The organism is Nocardiopsis sp. FR4, from assembly GCF_009830945.1.
In the GTDB taxonomy this organism is placed as follows: Bacteria; Actinomycetota; Actinomycetes; order Streptosporangiales; family Streptosporangiaceae; genus Nocardiopsis.
In genome coordinates, this window is the sequence record NZ_VWVV01000009.1 from 110509 (window position 1) to 131087 (window position 20579).

Sequence of the window (20579 nt, forward strand, 5' to 3'; positions counted from 1 at the left end):
ACCCGGCGACGCCGGCGATCATCCCCGGGATACTGGTCGCCCATGGATGAGGTCAAAGTCGTCGTCGCCCATTCCGAGCGCGCGACCCTGCGCGCTGGCGACGTGTTCTTGAAGGTGGACGCCGATCAGGCACGCACCGACGTCGAGGTCGAGGCGATGTCCCTCGCGCCGGTCCCGACCCCGGAGGTCCTGTGGCGCGAGCCGCCCGTACTCGCGATCGCCGCCGTCCCGGGGACGGCGCTCGGCCGTCTCGGTGAGCCGTCGACCGCGTCGGCGGCGGCGTGGGCCGCGGCGGGTGCCGTCATCCGGCGGTTGCACGAGGCGCCCTTGCCGCCCTGGCCCGGCCGGCGCCGCCGGGGTCCCGGCGAGTTGGCGGCGGAACTCGACGGCGAGTGCGAGTCGCTCGTGACGAACGGTGTCCTGCCCGCTGACCTGGTCACCCGCAACCGCCGGGTCGCCGCGGCCGCGCTCCGGCCGTGGACTCCGGTGTTCACGCACGGCGACCTGCAGGTCGAGCACGTCTTCGTCGACGGCGACGAGGTCACCGGCATCATCGACTGGTCCGAGGCCGGCCGGGGCAACGCCCTGTTCGACCTCGCCACCCTGACGCTCGGACACGAGGAGCACCTCGACGACGTCATCGCCGGTTATGGCACAGACGTCGACCTCGACGTGATCCGCGCGTGGTGGTCGTTGCGAAGCCTGCTTGGGGTTCGCTGGCTGGTCGAGCACGGCTTCGACCCCTTCGCGCCGGGCTGTGAGGTCGACGTGCTGAGGTCCCGGCTGTGAGGCTGCGCGGGTCCGACCGCCGTGAGTGCGTTCTGACGCATCGAGCGGGCCCTCCCCCGGGCCGCATCGCCTGCCCTTACTCCCGGCAAAGTGCGGTGCGCAGTCGTCGCCAGCAGATGACGGCGCATCCGGGGGTGATGAACGCGGGGAGGGGATGGGCGCCGGTCCGAACCGGCCAGCGGGTGTGTGGGCCCCCGGGGCTATCCGGCCCCCTGGCCCTCACGCGGGGCGGAGAGGAGGGCACCCCAATCGGAGGAAGGGAAGGTGAGGTGCCCGAGAGGCCGGTTCTGGGTGTCGCGGACGTGGACGTGGGAGGGGGTGTCCGCGACCTCGACGCAGTGACCTCCCTGGTTGCCGCCGTAGCTGGACTTATGCCAGTGAGAAGGGGGCGATCCCATGGCTGTGTGCCTCCTTGTAGCGGGAGATGAAGTCAATGGACTCGTCCGGAGAGGGGGACATCGAACGGAGCACCCCGAAGCGCAACGTGCATCGTTCCACCTCGTCGGTATCAGCGGTCACACGGCCGCTGCCAGGGATCTCGGCATAGACCAAGTGCTCGCCGCCGCTCATATCCAGCACAGCAAAGGACCCATCCATCGCCGCGTGCACACCCTTGGCGAAGGGCAGGACCTGGAGGCGGATACGGGGCCTCAACGTCCGGGCGTCCTTCCTCCACCGGTGGCTGCGCGTGGAGGTCCTCGACGCCTGCGGCCGGATCCCTCCCTCCGGGTCGTCACCCCGGACAGCGGTGCCGAAAACGGGCGCGACCTGCTCCTGGTGAACGCCCTCGCCTCCCGCTGGGGACGCTTCCGGTCCCTGCGCGGCCCCGGGATGTTCTTCGAGCTGCGCTGGGACGTTCCCCGGCTCCCGGCCCCGGTGGTCCCCCTCCCCGGAAGGGACGGTGACCACCGTGGACGGCTATCACCTCAGGCCCAGCCTGGCCGTCCTCCGGCTGCGCGAGGAGTTCCCCGACTTCCTCGTCTGCGAGCTGCACGACGGGCGGGGGCGCCCCTGCTTCGTGGCGACCAGCACCCGCACCGGGGAGAACGGACAGCCCGGGCTCATCGTGCGCGGTGGAGCCGAGGAGCTGCGCACTGCGCTCTCCGTCCTGAGCGCCGGAGGCGCCGGGACGGCTCAGGGGGCGAGGGGGCATGAGCGTCGCCGTGACCCCGGAAACCGTGGGGCCTCCGTCACCCAGGAGGTCGACCGCCTCCGTGCCACCTACCGGAAGCGCGGCTGGACGGTGTGGCACGGCGATTCGACCGGCCAGTACTGGGCGGCGCACACCGGGCGCATGGTCCTGTTGAGCGGTGACAGCGCCCAGGAGCTGGCCGCGGGGATCGAGGGGATCCAGCCCCGTAAGCCGACGGCCGCGGTCCCCCGGCCCCACTCGCCGTGGCGGCTGCCGCCGAGGCCGCGCGCGCGGTACCCGGTGACTGACCGCGGCCCGGGGCTGGTGTTCCCGGGCCGCACACGGTCACCGGGACGGCGGCCGTCGCCCGACAGGGGTGCGGGGTCGTGGGCGCCACCGGGTGGCGCGGGGCCGTCGACGTTCCGGGAGCCGACGGCCGTGACGGGGAGCCGGAGGCGGGTCAGCCCACGTAGATGTTGGAGCTGCCGCTGCTCTGGTAGCCCTCGGTCGCCATGACCATGTAGTAGTTGAAGCCGCCCAGGTTCATTCCGGCCCTGTTCCAGGCGTCGAAGTGGTTGCCGGTGGTGATGCTTCCGCCCACCCTCTTCGACTGCCGGACGCTCCAGTACTGGGGGAAGGTCTGGGTGCCCTCGACGGAGGGGGAGTTGTAGCGCATCGTGCGGTAGATGTCGTAGGTGCCGCCGTCGCTGTAGACCGTGCCCCGGTGCTCGCCCGTGGGACGGTAGGTGCCCCAGCTGTCGACGATGTAGTACTCCACGAGCGGGTTGGACGTCCACCCGTAGAGGCACAGGTATCCGTTGCCGGACGGGCTGAAGCCGCCCGAGTAGTTCACGGTCCTGCGGCTGCCGTTTCTCCAGCCCTTGCCGCAGACGAAGTTGCCGGTGTTCCTCCACTGGGTGCTGTAGTTGCCGCCGTTGCCCAGGGTCATGGAGACCGAGCCGCCGCCGTCGGTCCAGAACGTGTAGTAGTAGCCCCCGTGGGTGCCGGTCTGGTTCGTGGTGATGGTCTGGGCGTGGGCGGTGCCGGGCATCGCCATGGCCGCCACGGGAGCGGCCAGCGCCAGGGCGCCGACGCCGCCGATGAGTCCTCTGCGGCTGATCTGGGGCGGGCGGGGGGCGTTGGTCTCGTCCGTTGACATGTGTCCTCCGTGCGAAGGCTGGCAGGGGGGTCAGCCAGCGTCATACGGGCCGGGGCGTCGGTGGCCAGGGGACGGCCACCGCCCTTCGGCTCCGTATAACGCGGCGGGGTTGGCTGGTTGCCGTGTGTGAGAGTATTTGTCCAACCCGGCTGGACTGTCAATAGTTTCCGGAAAATTTCGGCAAGATTGGTGTCCAGCAAGAGAGAGTCCTCCCTTGCCCATCAGCGATATCTGAGGGCCGCATCCGAGAGTGGTCCGGAGTCCGCACCCTGGGTGCCAGAAACCAGGCCACTCAATCCGAAAGTTTTCGGATAGTTTCGGAACCCATCGTGTGGCGCACGGGGCACGGCGTTCCCGGAGGCGGGGCAGGAGGGGCCCTTCGAGTACGCGCCGACGAGGAGGCCGTCTGCGTCTCTGCGGTCGACGGTGGTCGTCACGATGGCGGCGGTCCCCGTGGTGACGTGTACGGTCGCCGAACACCCGGACACGGGCCGTCCAGCGGCCGGCCCCGGACGGCTTCGGCCCTCCGGCCGGGATGGCGGCCGCGTGCTTCAGGCCGGCGCCGCCGTCGCGCGGGACCAGGGCGGTGGTCGTGTCAGCTCCCCGGCCGACCGCGTACACGTACTCCCCCCGCCGCCGCGGGCATGCCGGGGCCCGCCGCGCCGGGGGGGCTCACTCCCGGGTGCCGCGGGCCAGCCCCGCGATGAGGAGCGCGGCGAGCGCGGGGAGGAAGTACACGCCGACCGACAGGATGCTGAGGGCGGTCATGGCGAGCACGGGAGCGGCGCAGACCCAGGCCGCGGTGCGCCGGTACCGCTCAGGCGCAGCGAACGGAAGCGCGCTGAACAGGGTGATGGCACCGCCCCAGAGGAGGACGTTGGAGCTCTGGTCCGTGAGAACGATGAGCAGGAGCGTGGCCGCGGCGGCGGCCAGCGGAGCGAGGACGAGAGCGATGCGCGCGGCGGAGGTGGACATCGTTTCTCTTTCCTGAGGGTGCGGCTGTGTGCCGGAGACCGTCCGGCCTCCGGCACACACGGATCGTGATTCGGATTTCCAGACCATCTTTTTCCTCGTCGAGGGTGCGCTCCAACTGTTCGCTGAACGGCAGCAGGGCCTTGCACCCACCTGGCTTCGACCATTTTCAGACACCCGCATACTTCCGGTGGCCTGGCCGCGGGCCGTGTTCCCGTCCGCGTGGACACGGGTGTCGGTGGTGCGCAGAAAGCGTTGTCGCGGAAATGGTCGTAGGCACTGGAGGCGGTCTGCCAGGAGGTGTGGACGTTGTTCCAGCCGCTGCCCCAGGCTCCAGCCCGAGGCGGAGAGGTAACGTGCCGCCCGCTCACCCGCGGGCACCGGCGGACGCGGCGGCGACCACCGCGCCGGAGAGCGGGGAGGAACAAGGATCCTTTGCAGGGCGCGCGTTCTTCTTTCGGGGCAGGGGAAGTGCTTACGAACTTCGCCCCCGGGCTCCCCCCAACGCCCCGACAAGGGCCGTCATCGCACTCGAAGGTGTCCGGACGCGGACAGGGCGGCGAGCTGCCGGCCACCGCGCGGGACGGCAGCGGGAGAAGGAGTACGTGACGCGGTCGATGACGGTCGGACCGCCGTGGTGACCGGTCGGTCCCTGTGGTGGCGTGCACGGCCGCCGAATCCCGGGGCGCGTGTCCGCGGGCGGTCCCCGAACAGCGGGACCGCCCGCGGACACGGTGCGCCCGGACGTCAGCCCCGGGCGGCCTCGGCGCGGCGGATGCGGGTGATGGGAACCGGGAGCACGCACACCGGAACGGGGACGTCCAGACGGTGCCCCGTGTCGGCCGGAACGCCCGTGTCGGGGTCGATCCGCAGCGAGGCCAGCGAGTCCCCGTTCTGGGCCGCCACCACCAGGTGGTCGGGCTCCTCGCGGTGCCCGCGCACGACGGTGAAGTTGCGCGGCCAGGCACCTCCCGCCGGGGTGTCGGCGACGTGCTCCAGGCGGGCGCCTCCGTCGCGGACGGCGAGGGTGGCGATCGAGTCGGCGCCCCGGTTGGACACGTACACGCAACCGCCGTGCACGAGGATCTCGGCGGGGAAGTTGTCCCCCGCGGCCTCCTCGCCGGTGGCGTGGACCGACCCCAGGTGCTCGCCGGCGCCCTCCCGGGCGTCCCAGCGCACCACGTGCACCCGTGAGTCCAGCTCACCGGCCACGTACACGTACTCCCCCGCCACCGCCGCGTGCCGGGGACCGGTGCCCGGGGGCAGCGCCACGGCGCCCGCCTGTGCGTCGCCGCGCAGGACGCGCAGCTCGTCGGTGCCCAGGTCGGCCACCAGGACGTGCCGGTCGTCGGGAGCGGCCGCGCTGTGCGCGTGCGGGCCCTCCTGGCGTTCGGTGACCGGGCCGCTCCCGGTGTGCGCGAGCTCCACCGGTCCGGCGGCGAACGCTCCGTCGCCGCCCAGGCCGTACACGGCGGCCACGCCGTTGGCGTAGTTGGTCACCACCAGCTCGGAGCCGCGCGCGAGCACGTGGCAGGGCGACCCGCCTCCGGTGGCGGCCCGGCCCAGCTCGGTGAGCTCGGCCCTCCCGTCGACGCGGAAGGCGGTGACGGTGCCCTCGGCGCGCTCGTTGACCGCGTACACCGTGGGCGGGTCCGCGTGGAAGGCCAGGAAGGAGGGACCCGGGGTGCGGGCGGCCACGCCCCCGTCCGCCATGTGGCCGGTGATGGGGTCGAACCAGACCCGGTAGACGCCCTCGCCCTCCCCGGACGGGTCGGAGTCGGGGGTGTAGGTGCCCACGAGCAGCAGCCGCCGCCCGTCCCAGGAGTCGTCCACCGGAATCCCCGTTTCCCTCGTCCTATGGCGTCAGTGGTCTGAACAGCCGGGCGCATGCTACAGGCACGGTGTTCCACCGCCCGGCTCCGGGATGCCGTTTCCGGTGAGCCGGACACGCCGGGTGAACTCCGCGGTGCCCGCTGCCGGAAGCGGGTCCGCTTCCCCGCCCCTCGGGCGTGCCCCGGCGGGCGACGGGACCTCCGCGGTCGGGTTCCCCGCGGTTGACGCCGTGGACGCGGACACGGTTGGCGGCCCGGGGACCGGGTAGTGGTCCGCGCATGCTGCTAGTGAGACCGCCGGGCGTGTACCGGGCACAGGAGGACACCGCGTTGCTCCGTGACGTGCTGCGCCAGCGCGGCCAGGTCGCCGGCCGTTCGGTCCTCGACGTCGGTTCGGGTACCGGGGCGCTGGGCATCGAGGCCTTCCGCAACGGCGCGGTCAGTCTCACCTCGATCGACCTGTCGCGGCGCTCCGTACTGGCGAGCTGGCTCAACAGCCGGCTGCACGGGGTCCCGGCGACGGTCCGGCGCGGTGACCTGTTCGCTCCCGTGGCCCCGCGCCGCTTCGACCTCGTGCTCGCCAACCCGCCCTACGTGCCCGCCGCCGGTCCGCTGCCGCCCCGCCACCGGATGGCGAGGTGCTGGGACGCGGGACCGGACGGACGGATCCTGTTGGACCGCATCTGCGCGGAGGCGCCTTCGGTGCTCAGCGAGGACGGCGCGCTGCTGCTCGTGCAGTCCGAGCTCGCCGACGGGCGGACCACCGTGGACCAGCTCAGGCGGGCGGGGCTGGTGGCCGAGGTCATCGCGAGGGCCCGCGTCCCGTTCGGGCCGGTCCTGCGGGCGCGTGCTCCGATGCTGCGCGCCCGCGGGCTGCTCGGCCCCGAGCAGGTGGAGGAGGAACTCGTGGTCATCGAGGCGCGCCATGGGTGAGGCCCGTCGCCGGGTCATCGTCACCGACGAGGGCCCGGTCCTCGTCTACGGCCCGACCGACGTGGAGATGCCCGACGGAACACGCGTGCGCAGCGACCGGGCGGTCACCGCGCTGTGCGCGTGCGGCCGCAGTCGGCGCCGCCCGTTCTGCGACACCAGCCACCGTCGCCGCGTACGCGGCGAGGAGGGGAAGGAGCACGCCCCGTGACCACGACGATGCTGGGGACGCCGACGCTTCCCGCGCCCCGCGGCCCGCTCTCCGGGGCGGTTCTGTCCGCACTGCGCGGAGACCGGCCCGAACTTCCCGACGTGGAGGAGTCCCCGCCCTACGGCGAGGACCTCCAGCTGGCGCTCTACTGCTGCTACGAGCTCCACTATCGCGGGTTCCGGGGGGTCGACGCCGAACGCGAGTGGGACCCGGCGCTGCTGGCGTTCCGCGCCGGGTTGGAGAGGGCCTTCCTCGGTGCGCTCAGAGACGACGTGCCCGCCGACGCGGACGTCGAGGGCGAGATCAGCGCACTCCTCGTCGAACACGTCGACGCGTTCGGCGTCTCCCACCACCTGCGCCGCCGCGGGGAGCTGTGGCAGCTGCGCGAGTACGTCGCGCACCGCTCGCTCTACCACCTGAAGGAGGCCGACCCGCAGACCTTCGTCATCCCGCGCCTGGACGGCCCGCCGAAAACCGCCCTCGTGACGGTGCAGCACGACGAGTACGGTTCGGGAGACCCCGAGCGGGCGCACTCCAGGCTCTTCGCCGACATGATGGTCGAGCTCGGCCTCTCCGACACCTATGGCGCCTATCTCGACTCCGCCCCCGCCGAAGTACTGGCCGAGGTCAACTTCATGTCGCTGTGCGGGCTGCACCGCGGGTTGCGCGCGGCTCTGATCGGGCAGTTCGCCACCGTCGAGCTCACCTCCTCCCCCGGTGCGGACCGGATGGTCAAGGCCATGCGGAGGCTGGGCTGCGGTCCGACCGCCCTGCGGTTCTACGCCGAGCACGTCGAGGCCGACGCGGTGCACGAGCAGCTCGTCCGGCGCGAGGTGATCGCACCGCTGCTGAGGGCCGAACCGGGGTTGGCCCCCGACGTCTCGTTCGGAATCCGCGGTAGCACGTTCCTGGCCGCCCGGTTGGAGGAGCGCCTGTTGCACCACTGGAACCACGGCGAGTCGAGCTTTCGCGACGGGTCGAACGCGGGGAGACCATGAAACCGCCCGGACCGGCGGCGCGGGCCAGCGTCCTCCCGGTCGCCGACAGGGGCGGCACGGTGCCGGAGGACGCGGTCGTGCGCGACTGCCTCCGGCGGACACCGCCCCGGCTGCCGCCCTGGCTCGGCTACGACGCGGTCGGCTCCGAACTGTTCGAACAGATCACCGAGCTGCCCACCTACTACCTGACCCGCGTGGAACGCGGCCTGCTGGAACGCCACTCCCCCGAGATAGCCGAGCTGCTCGCCTGCGGGCGGATCGCGGAACTGGGCAGCGGAAGCGCGAAGAAGACACGGCTGCTGTTGGAAAGCTGCGTGCGCCTGCGCGCGACCACCTACCTTCCGATCGACGTCGACCGGGGCATGCTGCGGTCCAGCGGCGCCGCGCTGTGCGCGGAGCTGGACCGGTTGGAGGTCACGGGCCTGTGGGGGCGCTACGAAGCCGGTCTCGACTGGCTGCGCACCCACCCGGGCGAGCCGCTCGCGGTCGCCTTCCTCGGCAGCAGCTTCGGCAACGCCACGCGCGGGGAGCGTGACGCGCTGCTCGGCGAGATCGCCCGCACCCTGGGCCCGGGTGAGGGCTTCCTGGTCTCCGCCGATATGGACAAAGACCGTGAGGCCCTGGAGACCTGCTACAACGATCCCGCCGGACACTCGGCCTTCGCCGACTTTCGGCTCAACTACCTCACCCAGCTCAACCGTCGCTACGGCTCCGCCTTCGTGCTCGACGACTTCGTCCCGGAGGCCTGTTACGACGCGGACACCTCCACCGTGGAGGGACGCCTCCGTGCCCGAGCCGACCGGACGGTGCCCGTGCCGGGGCTCGGACTCACACTGCGCATACCGCGCGGGCACTTCCTCAACGTCGGCTACTCGGTGAAGTTCAGCGTCCAGCGGCTGACCCGCGAGGTGGGAGCGCACGGTTTCAGCCTCCAGGCCCAGTGGCGGGACTCCGAGACCCCGTACGGGATCTTCCTCTTCCGCCGCCGCGAGACCTGAACGGACGCCGCCGCCCGGGAACGCACGGCCCCGGGGCCTACCCGCGCTCGGCGGCCCTGACCGCCTCGACGGCCTTGAGGATGCGCTTGTCGGAGACGGGGTAGGCGGTGCGCAGCTCCTGGGCGAACAGGCTGACCCGGTACTCCTCCAGCATCCAGCGCAGCTCCCGGACGTCCGGGTCGGCGGCGCGTCCGGCGGGGAGGGCCCCCCGCACCCCGGCGACGGCCTGGCGCATCTGCTCGACCTTGGACATGTTCACCTGGTCGCGGCGCGGGTTCTCCGGCAGCTTGTCCAGCCGTACCTCCACCCCGCGCAGGTAGCGGTGCAGGTGGTCCAGGCGGGCCAGGCCGGTGCGGGTGACGAAACCGTCCCCGACCAGGTCGCCGAGCTGGCCCTGCACGTCGTTGAGCGAGGGCAGCACCGCCAGCGAGGTGGTGCCCTTGACCTTCTTGGACACCTTGCGCCACTGCACGAGGACGCGGGCGGACTTGTCCAGGACCTCCTGGAGGGTGTCACCGAGGTCGGCGCGCACCCGCTCGGAGAGTTTGTGGAAGTCCTCGCCGTTCCACACCGGCCCGCCCTCACGGGCCAGCAGGTGGTCGACGGCGGCCATCTCGGCGTCGGCGAGCATCTTCTTGACCGAACCGTGCGGGTTGTCGGCCAGGGCGAGCTTGTCGGGGTTGTTCAGCCCCTTGCTGACCACGTGCGCCACGGAGGGCACGGTGAGCAGCAGCAGGCGGCGGGTGCCCGCCCACATGGCGGCGCGCTGCTCGGGGCGGGTGTCGAAGATGCGGATCGCGACGCTGTCGCCCTCGTCCACCAGCGCCGGGTAGCCCTTGACCTTGGGGCCCAGGGCCTTGCGCTCCAGGGTCTGCTCCAGCGGGCCGAAGTCCCAGGAGGTGAGTCCCTTCTTCTCCACACCCCTGGCCTCGGCGGAGATGGCCTCGCGCAGGCGCGGCTTGAGCTTGGCCCGCAGCCGCTCCAGGTCCTTGTCCTCGGCCAGGGTGCGCTGGCGGTCGTCCACGGCGCGGAAGGTGATGCGCAGGTGGTCGGGCACCTTCGCCAGGTCGAAGTCGGACGGCCGGATCCGGTCGCCCGCCATCTGGGTGAGCTCCGCGGCCAGCGCCTCGGCCAGCGTCCCCTCGTAGGGGGCCAGTCCGGACAGCGCCCGGGCGGCGTTGTCGGGCACGGGCACGAAGTTGCGGCGCAGCGGCTTGGGCAGGGAGCGGATGAGCGCGGTGACCAGCTCGGCGCGCAGCCCCGGGATCTGCCAGTCGAACCCGGTGTTCTCCACCTGGTTGAGGAACTTCAGCGGGATGTGCGCGGTGACGCCGTCGGAGTCGCTGCCCGGCTCGAACTGGTAGGTGAGCGCGAACGCGAACGCGCCCTGGCGCCACACGTCGGGGTAGTCGTCCTCGCTGATCGCCCCGGCGCCCTCGTTGATGAGCTCCTCGCGGGTGAAGTCCAGGAGCTTGGGGTCGGTGCGCCGGGCCTGCTTCCACCAGGCGTCGAAGTGGGCGGCCGAGACCACCGAGTCCGGGACGCGGGCGTCGTAGAAGGCGAAGAGGGTCTCGTCGTCCACGACGATGTCGCGGCGCCGAGCCCGGTGTTCGAGGTCCTCCACCTCCTCCAGCAGCCTGCGGTTGTCGTGGAAGAAGTGGTGGCGGGTCTCCCAGTCGCCCTCGACCAGGGCGCGGCGGATGAACAGCTCCCGGGACAGCTCGGGGTCGATCCTGCCGTAGGAGACCTTGCGCTGCACGACGATGGGCACGCCGTAGAGGGTGACGCGCTCGAAGGCCATGACGGCGCCGCGCCTGCGCTCCCAGTGCGGCTCGCTGTACTGACGCTTGACGATGTCCCCGGCCAGCTCCTCGGCCCACTCCGGTTCGATCCGGGCGACCATGCGGCCCCAGAGCTTGGAGGTCTCCACCAGCTCGGCGGCCATCACGTAGCGGGGCTGCTTCTTGAACAGCGCCGACCCGGGGAAGATCGCGAAGCGGGCGCCGCGCCCGCCGAGGTACTCGTGCTTCTCGGGGTCCTTGAGGCCCACGTGGGAGAGGAGACCGGCCAGCAGAGACATGTGCACGCCGCGGGGGTCGGCGGCCTCCTCGCGCGGGGCCGGGACCTCCACGTCCATGGAGCGCAGCACCTGTTTGAGCTGGCCGTGGATGTCCTGCCACTCGCGGACGCGCAGGTAGTTGAGGTACTCGTCGCGGCACAGCCTGCGGAACTGGTTGCCCGACAGCTCCCGCTGCTTCTCGCGCAGGTAGTTCCACAGGTTGAGGAAGGCCAGGAAGTCCGACTCCTTGTCGGCGAACCGGGCGTGCGCCTGCTGGGCCTGCTGCTGCTTGTCGGAGGGGCGCTCACGCGGGTCCTGGATGGACAGGGCCGAGGTGATGACCAGGACCTCGCCCAGGCAGTCGCGCTGTTCGGCCTCCAGGATCATCCGGCCCAGGCGCGGGTCCACCGGCAGCTGGGCCAGGCGGCGGCCCGTCCGGGTGAGTCTGCGCTTGGCGCCCGAGGGGTCGGGGTGCAGGGCGCCCAGCTCGGTGAGGAGGTTGACGCCGTCCTTGATCTGGCGGTGGTCCGGGCCGTCCACGAACGGGAAGGCGGCCACGTCGCCCAGGCCCAGGGCGGCCATCTGCAGGATGACCGAGGCCAGGTTGGTGCGCAGGATCTCGGGGTCGGTGTACTCGGGGCGGGAGAGGAAGTCCTCCTCCGAGTACAGCCGGATACAGATGCCCTCCGACACGCGGCCGCAGCGGCCCTTGCGCTGATTGGCCGAGGCCTGCGAGACGGCCTCGATGGGCAGGCGCTGGACCTTGGTGCGGTGGGAGTAGCGGGAGATGCGCGCGGTGCCGGGATCGATGACGTACTTGATGCCCGGCACGGTCAGCGAGGTCTCTGCGACGTTGGTGGCCAGCACGATGCGGCGGCCTCTGTGGGAGGACCACACGCGTTTCTGCTCGGCGACCGACAGCCGCGCGTACAGCGGGAGGACCTCGGTGTTCGGGAGCTTCTTCTTCTCCAGGGCCTCGGCGGTGTCGCGGATCTCGCGCTCGCCGCTGAGGAAGACCAGCACGTCGCCGGGGGCCTCGCGGCCGAGCTCGTCGACGGCGTCCAGGATGGCCTGGGTCTGGTCGCGGTCGGTGCCCCCGCCCGGGTTTCTCTCCTCGGGGTCGAGGATCTCCTCCGAGATCGGCCGGTAGCGCACCTCCACGGGGTAGGTGCGGCCGGAGACCTCGACGATGGGGGCGTCGTCGAAGTGGCGGGAGAAGCGCTCGGGGTCGATGGTGGCGGAGGTGATGACCACCTTCAGGTCCGGGCGCCTGGGCAGCAGCTGCTTGAGGTAGCCCAGCAGGAAGTCGATGTTGAGGCTGCGCTCGTGGGCCTCGTCGATGATGAGCGTGTCGTACTGGCGCAGCATCCGGTCGTGCTGGATCTCGGCCAGCAGGATGCCGTCGGTCATGAGCTTGACCAGCGTGCTGTCGCTGGAGGAGTCGGTGAAGCGGACCTTGTAGCCGACCGTCTCGCCCAGGGGCGTGCCGATCTCCTCGGCGATGCGCTCGGCGACCGTGCGGGCGGCCAGCCGCCGGGGCTGGGTGTGGCCGATGGTGCCCATGACGCCGCGACCCAGCTCCAGGCAGATCTTGGGCAGCTGGGTGGTCTTTCCCGAGCCGGTCTCACCGGCGACGATGACGACCTGGTGGTCGCGGATGGCCTCGGCGATGTCCTCGCGGCGGGCGCTGACCGGGAGCGCCTCGGGGTAGGTGAGCTCCGGCACCGCCTCGCGGCGCAGCGCGACGCGCAGGACGGCCTCGTCGATGTCCGCGGCGATCTGGGCGGTGACGGCGGCGCGGCGGCGCTCGTCGCGGATCTTGGCCAGGCCGTCGATACGCCGACGGAGCCGGTGGCGGTCCGAGGGCATGAGGTCGCGCAACCGGGAACGCAGTGTGTCCGCGGCGGGCGCGGGCGTGGTGGTGCTCATCAGTAGTCAAGGGTAGAAGGGGCGGCAACCGGTTTTTCCCGCCGGGGCCGCGCCGGGGCGGACGGCACGTCGGGGGCCGCGGGCACGTAGGGCCCAACGCGCGCCGGGCCGGTTCTGTTCCGCCCCGGGCCACGGGCCCTTCCACGCGGGCGCCCTGTGGTTCGCGGGGGGGGAACGGAACGGTTCCCGGGCCCGGGGTGGGCCTGGGCCGCTCGCGCGGCCGGGCCCCCCGGGAGGTGGCCGCCGTCACCAGCGCCCGCCGCGTGGACGGGGCCACGCGGCGGGCGGACCGGTCAGCGGAGTTTCCTGACCCGGTTGCGCAGGCGGCGCACCAGCGAGCGCCTCCTCGACTCCCCGTCGGGCTGGGCGGCGGCCTCCCCGTCGGGCCGGGCGACGATCTCCTCGACGGCCTCGGCCGTGTCCTGGGCGTACGCCTCCAACATGGTGAGGTGGTCGCCCGGGACCCGGACGCCGGCGTCCTGGCCGGGCCACTCCCACCCCGTTTCAAGCACCTCGCCCGAGGGGGTGCGCACCGGCTCCTCCGGGCAGACCTGGGTGATGGGCACCGGGAGGGGGCCGGGCCGCCAGTCGGCGAACAGCCCCAGGTAGCCACCCATGGCGGTCAGCCGGGCGGCGTCGAGGAGTTCGAACTCGCTGGCGCGGGCCATCACCGACTCCGTGACGATGGGCAGCGAGGCGGCGACCAGCGGCAGCACGCCCTCCTCACCCGGCAGGGGTGTGTCCAGCAGCACCAGCCCCGCGGGGGTGCGGCCGCGCCGGTGGAGCTCCTCCGCCACGGCGTGCGCCGCCCAGCCGCCCGAGGACCGTCCCACCAGGACGAGCGGCGCACCGTCCGCGGCGCGGAGCGCCGCGTCGGCCTGCCCGTTGACGAAGACCCCGAGATCGGCGGGCAGCCCCTCCTCGGCGAGGAACCCGGGGGCGGGCAGGGCGTGCACCCGGCGCCGGTCCCGCAGCCCCGCCGCGAACCGGGCGAACTCCTGGGCGCCCGAGGTCATGACCAGGGACGGGAAGCAGACCAGGACCGGTTCCTCCGAGCCCGCGCAGAGCTGGACCGGCTCGACCGGCCACGCCTGCCCGGCGGTGATCACCGCCCGGCCCCGGGACGCGGCCCGGACCATCGCGACCGCTTCCTGGGGCCTGCCGTCCGCGCAGGTGTCGCGGAACAGCCCCACCAGGGTGTCGGTGGGCCGCTCCGGTCCGGCCTGGTCCGTGCCCCCGCCCATCCGCTCGTCCAGGTGGGCGGCCAGCAGGGAGGGGGTCCGGTGCTCGAACACCACGGACGCGGACAGCCGCAGCCCGGTGGTCTCACGCAGGTGGTTGCGCAGCTCCACCACCGTGAGCGAGTCGAAGCCCGTCTCCAGGAAGTCCTGGTCGGCCTCCACACGCCGGCCCGAGGGGTACCCGAGGATCTCGGCGGCGCGCACCCCGATCAGTTCGCGCAGCAGGGCGCGGCGTTCGTCGCCGGGTGCGGCGGCCCGCAGCCGCGCGCCCGCCCCGGAGTCGGAGCGCCGTACCCGCTGGGCCCGCACGAGTCCGCGCAGCAGGTGCGGGACGGCTTCGGGTGAGTCCGCGCGCGCCCGCAGGCCGGCCAGGTCCATCGGGACGGGGAGCAGGTGGGCGCGGTCGACGTCCGCGGCGGCGTCCAGCAGCGCGCACCCCTCGTCCGCGCCGATGGCCTCCACGCCCCACATCCGGGACATGCGGGAGGTCTCCACCTCCCCCAGGCGTGCGGTCGCCTCGCTCGTGTCGGCCCACCGCCCCCAGGCCAGCGACTGCGCGGGCAGCCCCAGGGCCCTGCGGTGGTGGGCGAGCGCGTCCAGGAACGCGTTGGCCGCCGCGTACCCGGCCTGGCCCGCCGAGCCGAGCACACCGGCCGCGGAGGAGAACAGCACGAAGGCGTCCAGGTCCAGGTGGGCGGTGGCCCGGTGCAGGTTCCAGGCGCCGTCGACCTTGGGGGCCAGGACCCTGTCCAGGGCCTCGGGGGTGAGCCGGGTGACGGTGGCGTCGTCGACCACGCCCGCGGAGTGGATCACGGCGGTGAGCGGGTGGGCGTCGGGGATCGTGTCCAGGAGCGCCCGCACGGCCCCGGGATCGGCGACGTCGCAGGCGGCCGGGGTCACGTGTGCGCCCAGGGCGCCGAGTTCGGCCGCGAGCTCGGCGGCTCCGGGGGCGTCGGCTCCCCGGCGTCCGACCAGAAGCAGCCGGGTGACGCCGTGCCGGACGACCAGGTGGCGGGCGACGAGGGCACCGAGTGTGCCGGCGCCGCCGGTGACCAGGACGGTGCCGCCGGGGCGCAGCCGGGTGGACATGTCCAGGACGAGCTTGCCGACGTTGCGGCCCTGCTGCATGTGGCGGAAGGCCTCCACCGCCCGCTCCACGGGGTAGCGGGTGATCCGCGCCGGGGGCCGCTCTCCCCCCAGGAGGGCCAGGACGTCGGTGAGGGCCCGCTGGATGCGTTCGGGATCCTCAAGCGGCAGGACGAACGGGATGTAGCGGACGCCGCCGTGGTCGGCCGCCACGCGGGCGGGGTCGCGGAGTTCGTTGCGCCCCAACTCCACGAAGCGTCCCGTGGGGGCCATCAGCCGCAGTGAGGCGTCGATGGCCGCACCGGTGAGGGAGTTGAGGACGACGTCCACGGGCGGAGCCACCTCGCGGAAGCGCTCCTCGAAGTCGAGTCGGCGCGAGTGCGCCAGGCGCTCCTCCTCGACGCCCTGCTCGCGCAGGACCTCCCACTTCTCCGGGCTGGCCGTGGCCAGGACCTCGACGCCCAGGCGCCGGGCCAGGTGCAGGGCAGCCTGGCCCACTCCCCCGGCCGCGGAGTGGACGAGCAGCGTCTCGCCGGATCTGAGTCCGGCCTCCTCCAGGGCCAGATGGGCGGACAGGTAGACGGCGGGCACTGAGGCCGCCGTGGCGTAGTCCCAGCCGGACGGGACGGGAGCCACGAAGGCGCGCCGGGCGACGGCGACCGGGCCGAAGGCGCCGGGGAAGACGCCCATCACCCGGTCGCCCGGGGCCAGGTCCGCCACGCCGGAGCCGACCTCCAGGACCAGGCCCGCGCCCTCGTTGCCGATACCCCCGGGTTCGGGGTACATGCCCACGGTGATCAGGACGTCGCGGAAGTTGACCCCGGCCGCCCGGACCGCGACGCGGACCTCGTCGGGGGCCAGGGGACGGCGCTGGTCGGGGTCGGGGACGGGGGCGAGCCCGTCGACCCTGCCCGGGTCGCGCACGTCCAGCCTCCAGTCCGTGCGGCGCCGCGGCGGGCGGACGCCGTCACGGTCCGTCCGGGCCTCGGCCAGGCGGGGGGCGTACAGGCGGCCGTCGCGGACGGCCACCCGCGGCTCCCCGGTCGCGGCGGCCGCCGCGAGGAGGGCGGTGTCGACCCGGTCGGCGTCCAGGAGGAGGAAGCGTCCCGGGTTCTCGGTCTCGGCGGAGGCCACCAGACCCCACACGGCGGCCCCGGGCAGATCCACGTGCCCGGCGGGGTCGTCGGGAAGGCGAACGGCGCCGTCGGTGAGGACCGCGATCCTGGCCCCGGCGAGGCGCTCGTCGTCCACCCACTCCCGGAGCAGGGCCAGAAGGCGGTGGAGTTCGGCGCGGACGCGGTCGGGTGCCTCCCCGTCGCCGCCGCCCGCGGGGACGACGATCATCTCGGGTGCGGGCGCGCCCGCCTCCAGCACGGCCTCCAGGGCGGCCGTGTCGGTGTGGCGCCGCAGGCCCTCCGGGCCGGTGGCGCCCACGGCCACCCACGTGTCGGTGCGGTCCGGGTGCCCGCCGACCGCGGGCGGGGCCAGTTCCGTCCAGTCCTGCTGGAAGAGGGCGGGCGGCTCCGCGGCGGCCGGGGCCTCGCGCACGGTGAGGCTGTCGATCGACAGCACCGGCGCGCCGTCGGGGCCGGTGTGGATCACCGACCACGTGTCGCGGCCGGTCCGGGTGACGCGGGTCCGCAGCCGGGAGGGCGCCTCGGTGGTGTACAGGCGCACGCCCCGCCAGGCGAAGGGCATCGGGGAGCGCCGCTCACCACCGCCCGCGAGGTGGTGCAGCAGCAGCGCCTGCAGCCCGGCGTCGGTCAGCGCGGGGTGGGGGCCCGCAACGCCGGGGGCGTCCTGCGGCGGGGTGTCGGACCCGGCCTCGCTCACCACCCCGGCCCCGTCCTCCCACGCGGCGCGCAGCCCCCGGAAGGCGGGCCCGTAGTGGTAGCCGAGCGCGGAGAAGCGCGGGTAGGCCCCCTCCACCGGCAGCGGCACCGCGTCCGCGCGCGGGCCCTCGGCGGGGGGCGGGCCCTGCCCGGTCTCGGGGACGAGTTCGCCCTCCGCGTGCAGGGTCCAGGCCTCCTCTCCTTGGGCGAGGGAGAACACGCGCACGGCGCGGGCTCCGCCGCCGTCGGGGGCCTCGACCAGGACCTGGATCCGCGGTCCCGGCTCCCCCTCGCCGGAGGGCACCACCACCGGTGTCCGCAGTGTGAGGTCGGCGATCTCGGGACACCCGCACTCGCGTCCCGCGTGGAGCAGCAGGTCCACCACGGCGGTGCCGGGCAGCAGGGCACGGTCACCGAGGGCGTGCTCGGTCAGCCACGGGTGCCGCCCGGGGTCGAGCACGCCGGTGAACACCGTGCGCCCGGTGTCGCCGACGGGGACGCGTGCGCCGAGGAGCGCGTGTCCGGTGCCCGTGACGCCCAGCGCGGAGGGGTCTCCCGAGGCCCGGAGTTCGGGCAGCCAGTACCGGCGGACCTGGAACGGGTAGGTGGGAAGCTCCACCGGCGCCCCGCCGGTGGAGCCGAGCACGCGGTCCCAGTCCACGCCGACGCCCTGGCAGTGGGCTCGGGCCAGGGCGGCCGTGAACCGGGAGGGTCCGTCCTCGTCCCGGCGCAGCGTGCTGATCACCGGCCGGTCGGTACCGGCCGCCTCCAGGGTCTCCTCCATCACCGGCGTCAGCACCTGGTGCGGGCCGACCTCGACGAACGCGCCGGAGCGGCGGGACAGGCCCGCGATCACCGGGGCCAGGGCCACCGGGTGGCGCAGGTTGCGGTACCAGTAGTGCGCGTCCAGGCGGGCGCCGTCCACGGGCACGAGTTCGGGCACGGACTCCGGCGACCACTCGGGGGCGGTGGCGACCGTGGAGTAGAAGGGGACCTCTCCCGAGCGCGGCCGGATCGGCGCCAGGTCCTCCAGCAGCCGGTCCCTGACCCGGTCGACCGGGAAGGCGTGGGAGCAGTAGTCCAGGCCGAAGTCGCGCACCCGCACGCCGTCGCGCTCGCAGGCGGCGACGAACTCGGTGACCGCGTCGCGGTCACCGGCTGCGACGGTGGCGTCCGGGCCGTTCACCCCGGCCACGACGATCTGGCCCTTCCAGGGTGCGATGAGTTCCGTCAGGCGCTCGGCACCGACCCGGACCGCCGCCATGCCGCCGTGTCCGGCCACGTCGTGGAAGACGCGGCTGCGCAGCGCGCTGACCCGGGCGCCGTCCTCCAGCGACAGCGCGCCCGCCACGCACGCCGCGGCGACCTCGCCCTGGGAGTGCCCCACCACGGCGGCGGGCTCCACTCCGGCGGCGCGCCACAGCCGCGCCAGCGAGACCATGACCGCCCACAACGCGGGCTGCACCACGTCCACCCGGGCTCGGGGCCCCGCCACCTCCGGTGCCCCGGGTTCGCCACGCAGCACGGCCTCCAGGGACCAGTCGGTGAACGGCGCCAGGGCAGCCCCGCACTCGGCCAGCGAGTCCGCGAACACCCGCGAGGAGGCCATCAGGCCCCGGGCCATCCCCGGCCACTGGCCCCCCTGCCCGGGGAACACGAACACGGGGTCCACGGAGCGGCCGGTGCGGCCGACCGTGCCGGTGACCACCCCCTCGGCGGGACGGCCCTCGGCCAGCGCGCGCAGCCCTTCGACGAGTTCGGCGTGCCCGGCGCCCACGACCGCGGCCCGGTGCGCGAAGGCGGTCCGGGCGGTGGCCAGGGCCCGGGCCACCCCGGCGGGCGGCGCGGCGCCCCCCTCCAGGTGCGCGCGCAGACGCGCGGCCTGTTCGGCCAGGGCCGGGGCGGTGCGCGCGGAGAGCACCCACGGCAGCGGCCCCTCCACCAGCGGCCTGGCGGCAACCTCCCCTCCCCGTGCCGGGTCCGCCTCCGCGGCCCCCTCCGGCGCCCGCTCCTCGGGGGCCTCCTCCACGATCACGTGCGCGTTGGTCCCGCTGACGCCGAAGGAGGACACCCCGGCCCGGCGGACCCGCTCGCCCCGCTCCCAGCGGCGCGGTTCGGACAGCACGCGCAGCCGTCCCGACGACCAGTCCACGTGCGGTGTGGGCTCGTCGGCGTGCAGGGTGCGCGGCAGTGTCCCGTGGCGCAGGGCGAGCACCATCTTCATGATCCCGGCCACCCCGGCGGCGGCCTGGGTGTGGCCGACGTTGGACTTCAGCGAGCCCAACCCCACCGTCCCGGCACCCCGGTCCGGCCCGAACACGTCCATCAGCGCCTGGGCCTCGATGGGGTCGCCCAGTGCGGTTCCCGTTCCGTGCGCCTCCACGGCGTCGATGTCGTCCGCGGACAGGCCGGCGTCCGCCAGCGCCGCGCGCACCACCCGTACCTGCGCCGGACCGCTGGGAGCCGTCAGCCCGTTGGAGGCGCCGTCCTGGTTGACCGCGCTCCCCCGGATCACCGCCAGCACCCGGCGGCCGTGGCGTCGGGCGTCGGAGAGCCGTTCCAGGACCACCGCGCCCGCGCCCTCGGAGAACCCCGCGCCGTCCGCCTCCGCGCCGAAGGCCTTGCAGCGCCCGTCGGCGGCCAGGCCGCCCTGCCGGCCGATCTCGGTGAACAGCGACGGTCCGGCCATCACCGTGGCTCCGCCCGCCAGCGCCAGGGAGCACTCCCCCGAGCGCAGCGCCCGCACGGCCATGTGCACCGCCACCAGGGAGGAGGAGCAGGCCGTGTCCACGGTCAGGGCCGGGCCCTCCAAGCCCAGCGTGTACGCCACCCGCCCGGAGGCGACGCTGGTCGCGGTACCGGTCATCAGGTACCCCTCGGCCTCCTCCGGCACGGGCAGCGACCCGGAGGTCGCGCCCCCGGCGTAGTCGCGGGCGCTGATCCCCGTGAACACCCCGGTCGCGCTGCCCGCGAGGGAGGAGGGGTCGATCCCCGCGCGTTCGAGCGCCTCCCACGTCACGTGGAGCATGAGGCGCTGCTGCGGGTCCATGGCCGCCGCCTCGCGCGGCGAGATCCCGAAGAAGTCGGCGTCGAAGTCGGCGGCCCCGTCCAGGAAACCGCCCCAGCGCCGGGAGCCGAGCCGCTCGGCCAGGGCGTCCAGGTCCCATCCCCGGTCGGTGGGCGGGTCACCGACCGCGTCGGCGGCCTCCTCCAGCAGGCGCCACAGCGCCTCGGGGGAGTCCGCTCCCCCGGGCAGGCGGCACCCCATGCCCACGATCGCGATCGGTTCCCGGTCGCGGGAGCGCAGGTCGTCCAGTTCGGCGCGTGTACGGCGCAGGTCGGCGGTCACCCGTTTGAGGTAGTCGAGGAGTCGGGCGTCTTCCGTCATGGTGTTGGCTCACCGTTTCACGT

Annotated in this window: 12 protein-coding genes; 5 read left to right on the forward strand and 7 right to left on the reverse strand. The window is 73.7% G+C overall.

Annotated features, from left to right (window positions below; translation table 11 throughout):
• Positions 1 to 42: 42 nt before the first annotated feature.
• Entirely contained in the window at positions 43 to 789 is a 747-nt protein-coding gene (locus FYW95_RS10915) for a phosphotransferase family protein (protein ID WP_159942955.1), read from the forward strand.
• Positions 790 to 989: 200 nt separating this feature from the next.
• On the opposite strand, the gene FYW95_RS10920 is transcribed toward FYW95_RS10915, so the two are convergent.
• The 5 genes from FYW95_RS10920 to FYW95_RS10940 all read right to left on the reverse strand — a co-directional run bounded on the left by FYW95_RS10920 (position 990) and on the right by FYW95_RS10940 (position 5885).
• A complete protein-coding gene (locus tag FYW95_RS10920) occupies positions 990 to 1187 on the reverse strand; it encodes a DUF397 domain-containing protein (RefSeq protein ID WP_159942956.1) in 198 nt (65 codons plus the stop codon).
• A complete protein-coding gene (locus FYW95_RS10925) occupies positions 1159 to 1443 on the reverse strand; it encodes a Scr1 family TA system antitoxin-like transcriptional regulator (RefSeq protein WP_236567824.1) in 285 nt (94 codons plus the stop codon). Before FYW95_RS10925 ends, FYW95_RS10920 begins: the two co-directional genes overlap by 29 nt.
• A 938-nt stretch (positions 1444 to 2381) precedes the next feature.
• Complete coding sequence (locus FYW95_RS10930) at positions 2382 to 3080, reverse strand: glycoside hydrolase family 11 protein (RefSeq protein WP_159942957.1); 699 nt, start codon at positions 3078 to 3080, stop codon at positions 2382 to 2384.
• 672 nt (positions 3081 to 3752) lie between these two features.
• Complete coding sequence (locus FYW95_RS10935; RefSeq protein WP_159942958.1) at positions 3753 to 4055, reverse strand: hypothetical protein; 303 nt, start codon at positions 4053 to 4055, stop codon at positions 3753 to 3755.
• Between the two features lie 744 nt (positions 4056 to 4799).
• Positions 4800 to 5885 (reverse strand): lactonase family protein, encoded by a 1086-nt coding sequence (locus FYW95_RS10940; RefSeq protein ID WP_159942959.1) that lies wholly within the window; start codon positions 5883 to 5885, stop codon positions 4800 to 4802.
• 278 nt (positions 5886 to 6163) lie between these two features.
• Here FYW95_RS10940 and FYW95_RS10945 point away from each other — a divergent pair, with 278 nt between their 5' ends.
• The 4 genes from FYW95_RS10945 to FYW95_RS10960 are packed head-to-tail and all read left to right on the forward strand — an operon-like array spanning position 6164 to position 9021.
• Positions 6164 to 6817: a HemK2/MTQ2 family protein methyltransferase gene (locus tag FYW95_RS10945; RefSeq protein WP_201294809.1), complete on the forward strand. Its 654-nt coding sequence runs from the start codon at positions 6164 to 6166 to the stop codon at positions 6815 to 6817.
• Positions 6810 to 7025 (forward strand): CDGSH iron-sulfur domain-containing protein, encoded by a 216-nt coding sequence (locus tag FYW95_RS10950; RefSeq protein ID WP_159942960.1) that lies wholly within the window; start codon positions 6810 to 6812, stop codon positions 7023 to 7025. The genes FYW95_RS10945 and FYW95_RS10950 overlap by 8 nt, the downstream gene beginning before the upstream one ends.
• Positions 7022 to 8023, forward strand: coding sequence for an iron-containing redox enzyme family protein (locus FYW95_RS10955; protein WP_201294810.1), 1002 nt, complete (start codon positions 7022 to 7024; stop codon positions 8021 to 8023). The genes FYW95_RS10950 and FYW95_RS10955 overlap by 4 nt, the downstream gene beginning before the upstream one ends.
• Entirely contained in the window at positions 8020 to 9021 is a 1002-nt protein-coding gene (locus FYW95_RS10960) for an L-histidine N(alpha)-methyltransferase (RefSeq protein ID WP_159942961.1), read from the forward strand. Before FYW95_RS10955 ends, FYW95_RS10960 begins: the two co-directional genes overlap by 4 nt.
• A 37-nt stretch (positions 9022 to 9058) precedes the next feature.
• Here FYW95_RS10960 and hrpA read toward each other — a convergent pair whose 3' ends face one another.
• Together hrpA and FYW95_RS10970 are read right to left on the reverse strand one after the other, a co-directional pair.
• Entirely contained in the window at positions 9059 to 13009 is a 3951-nt protein-coding gene (gene hrpA / locus FYW95_RS10965) for an ATP-dependent RNA helicase HrpA (protein WP_159942962.1), read from the reverse strand.
• 293 nt (positions 13010 to 13302) lie between these two features.
• Positions 13303 to 20556, reverse strand: a complete 7254-nt coding sequence (locus FYW95_RS10970) for a type I polyketide synthase (RefSeq protein WP_160050315.1) — start codon at positions 20554 to 20556, stop codon at positions 13303 to 13305.
• Positions 20557 to 20579 lie beyond the last annotated feature (23 nt).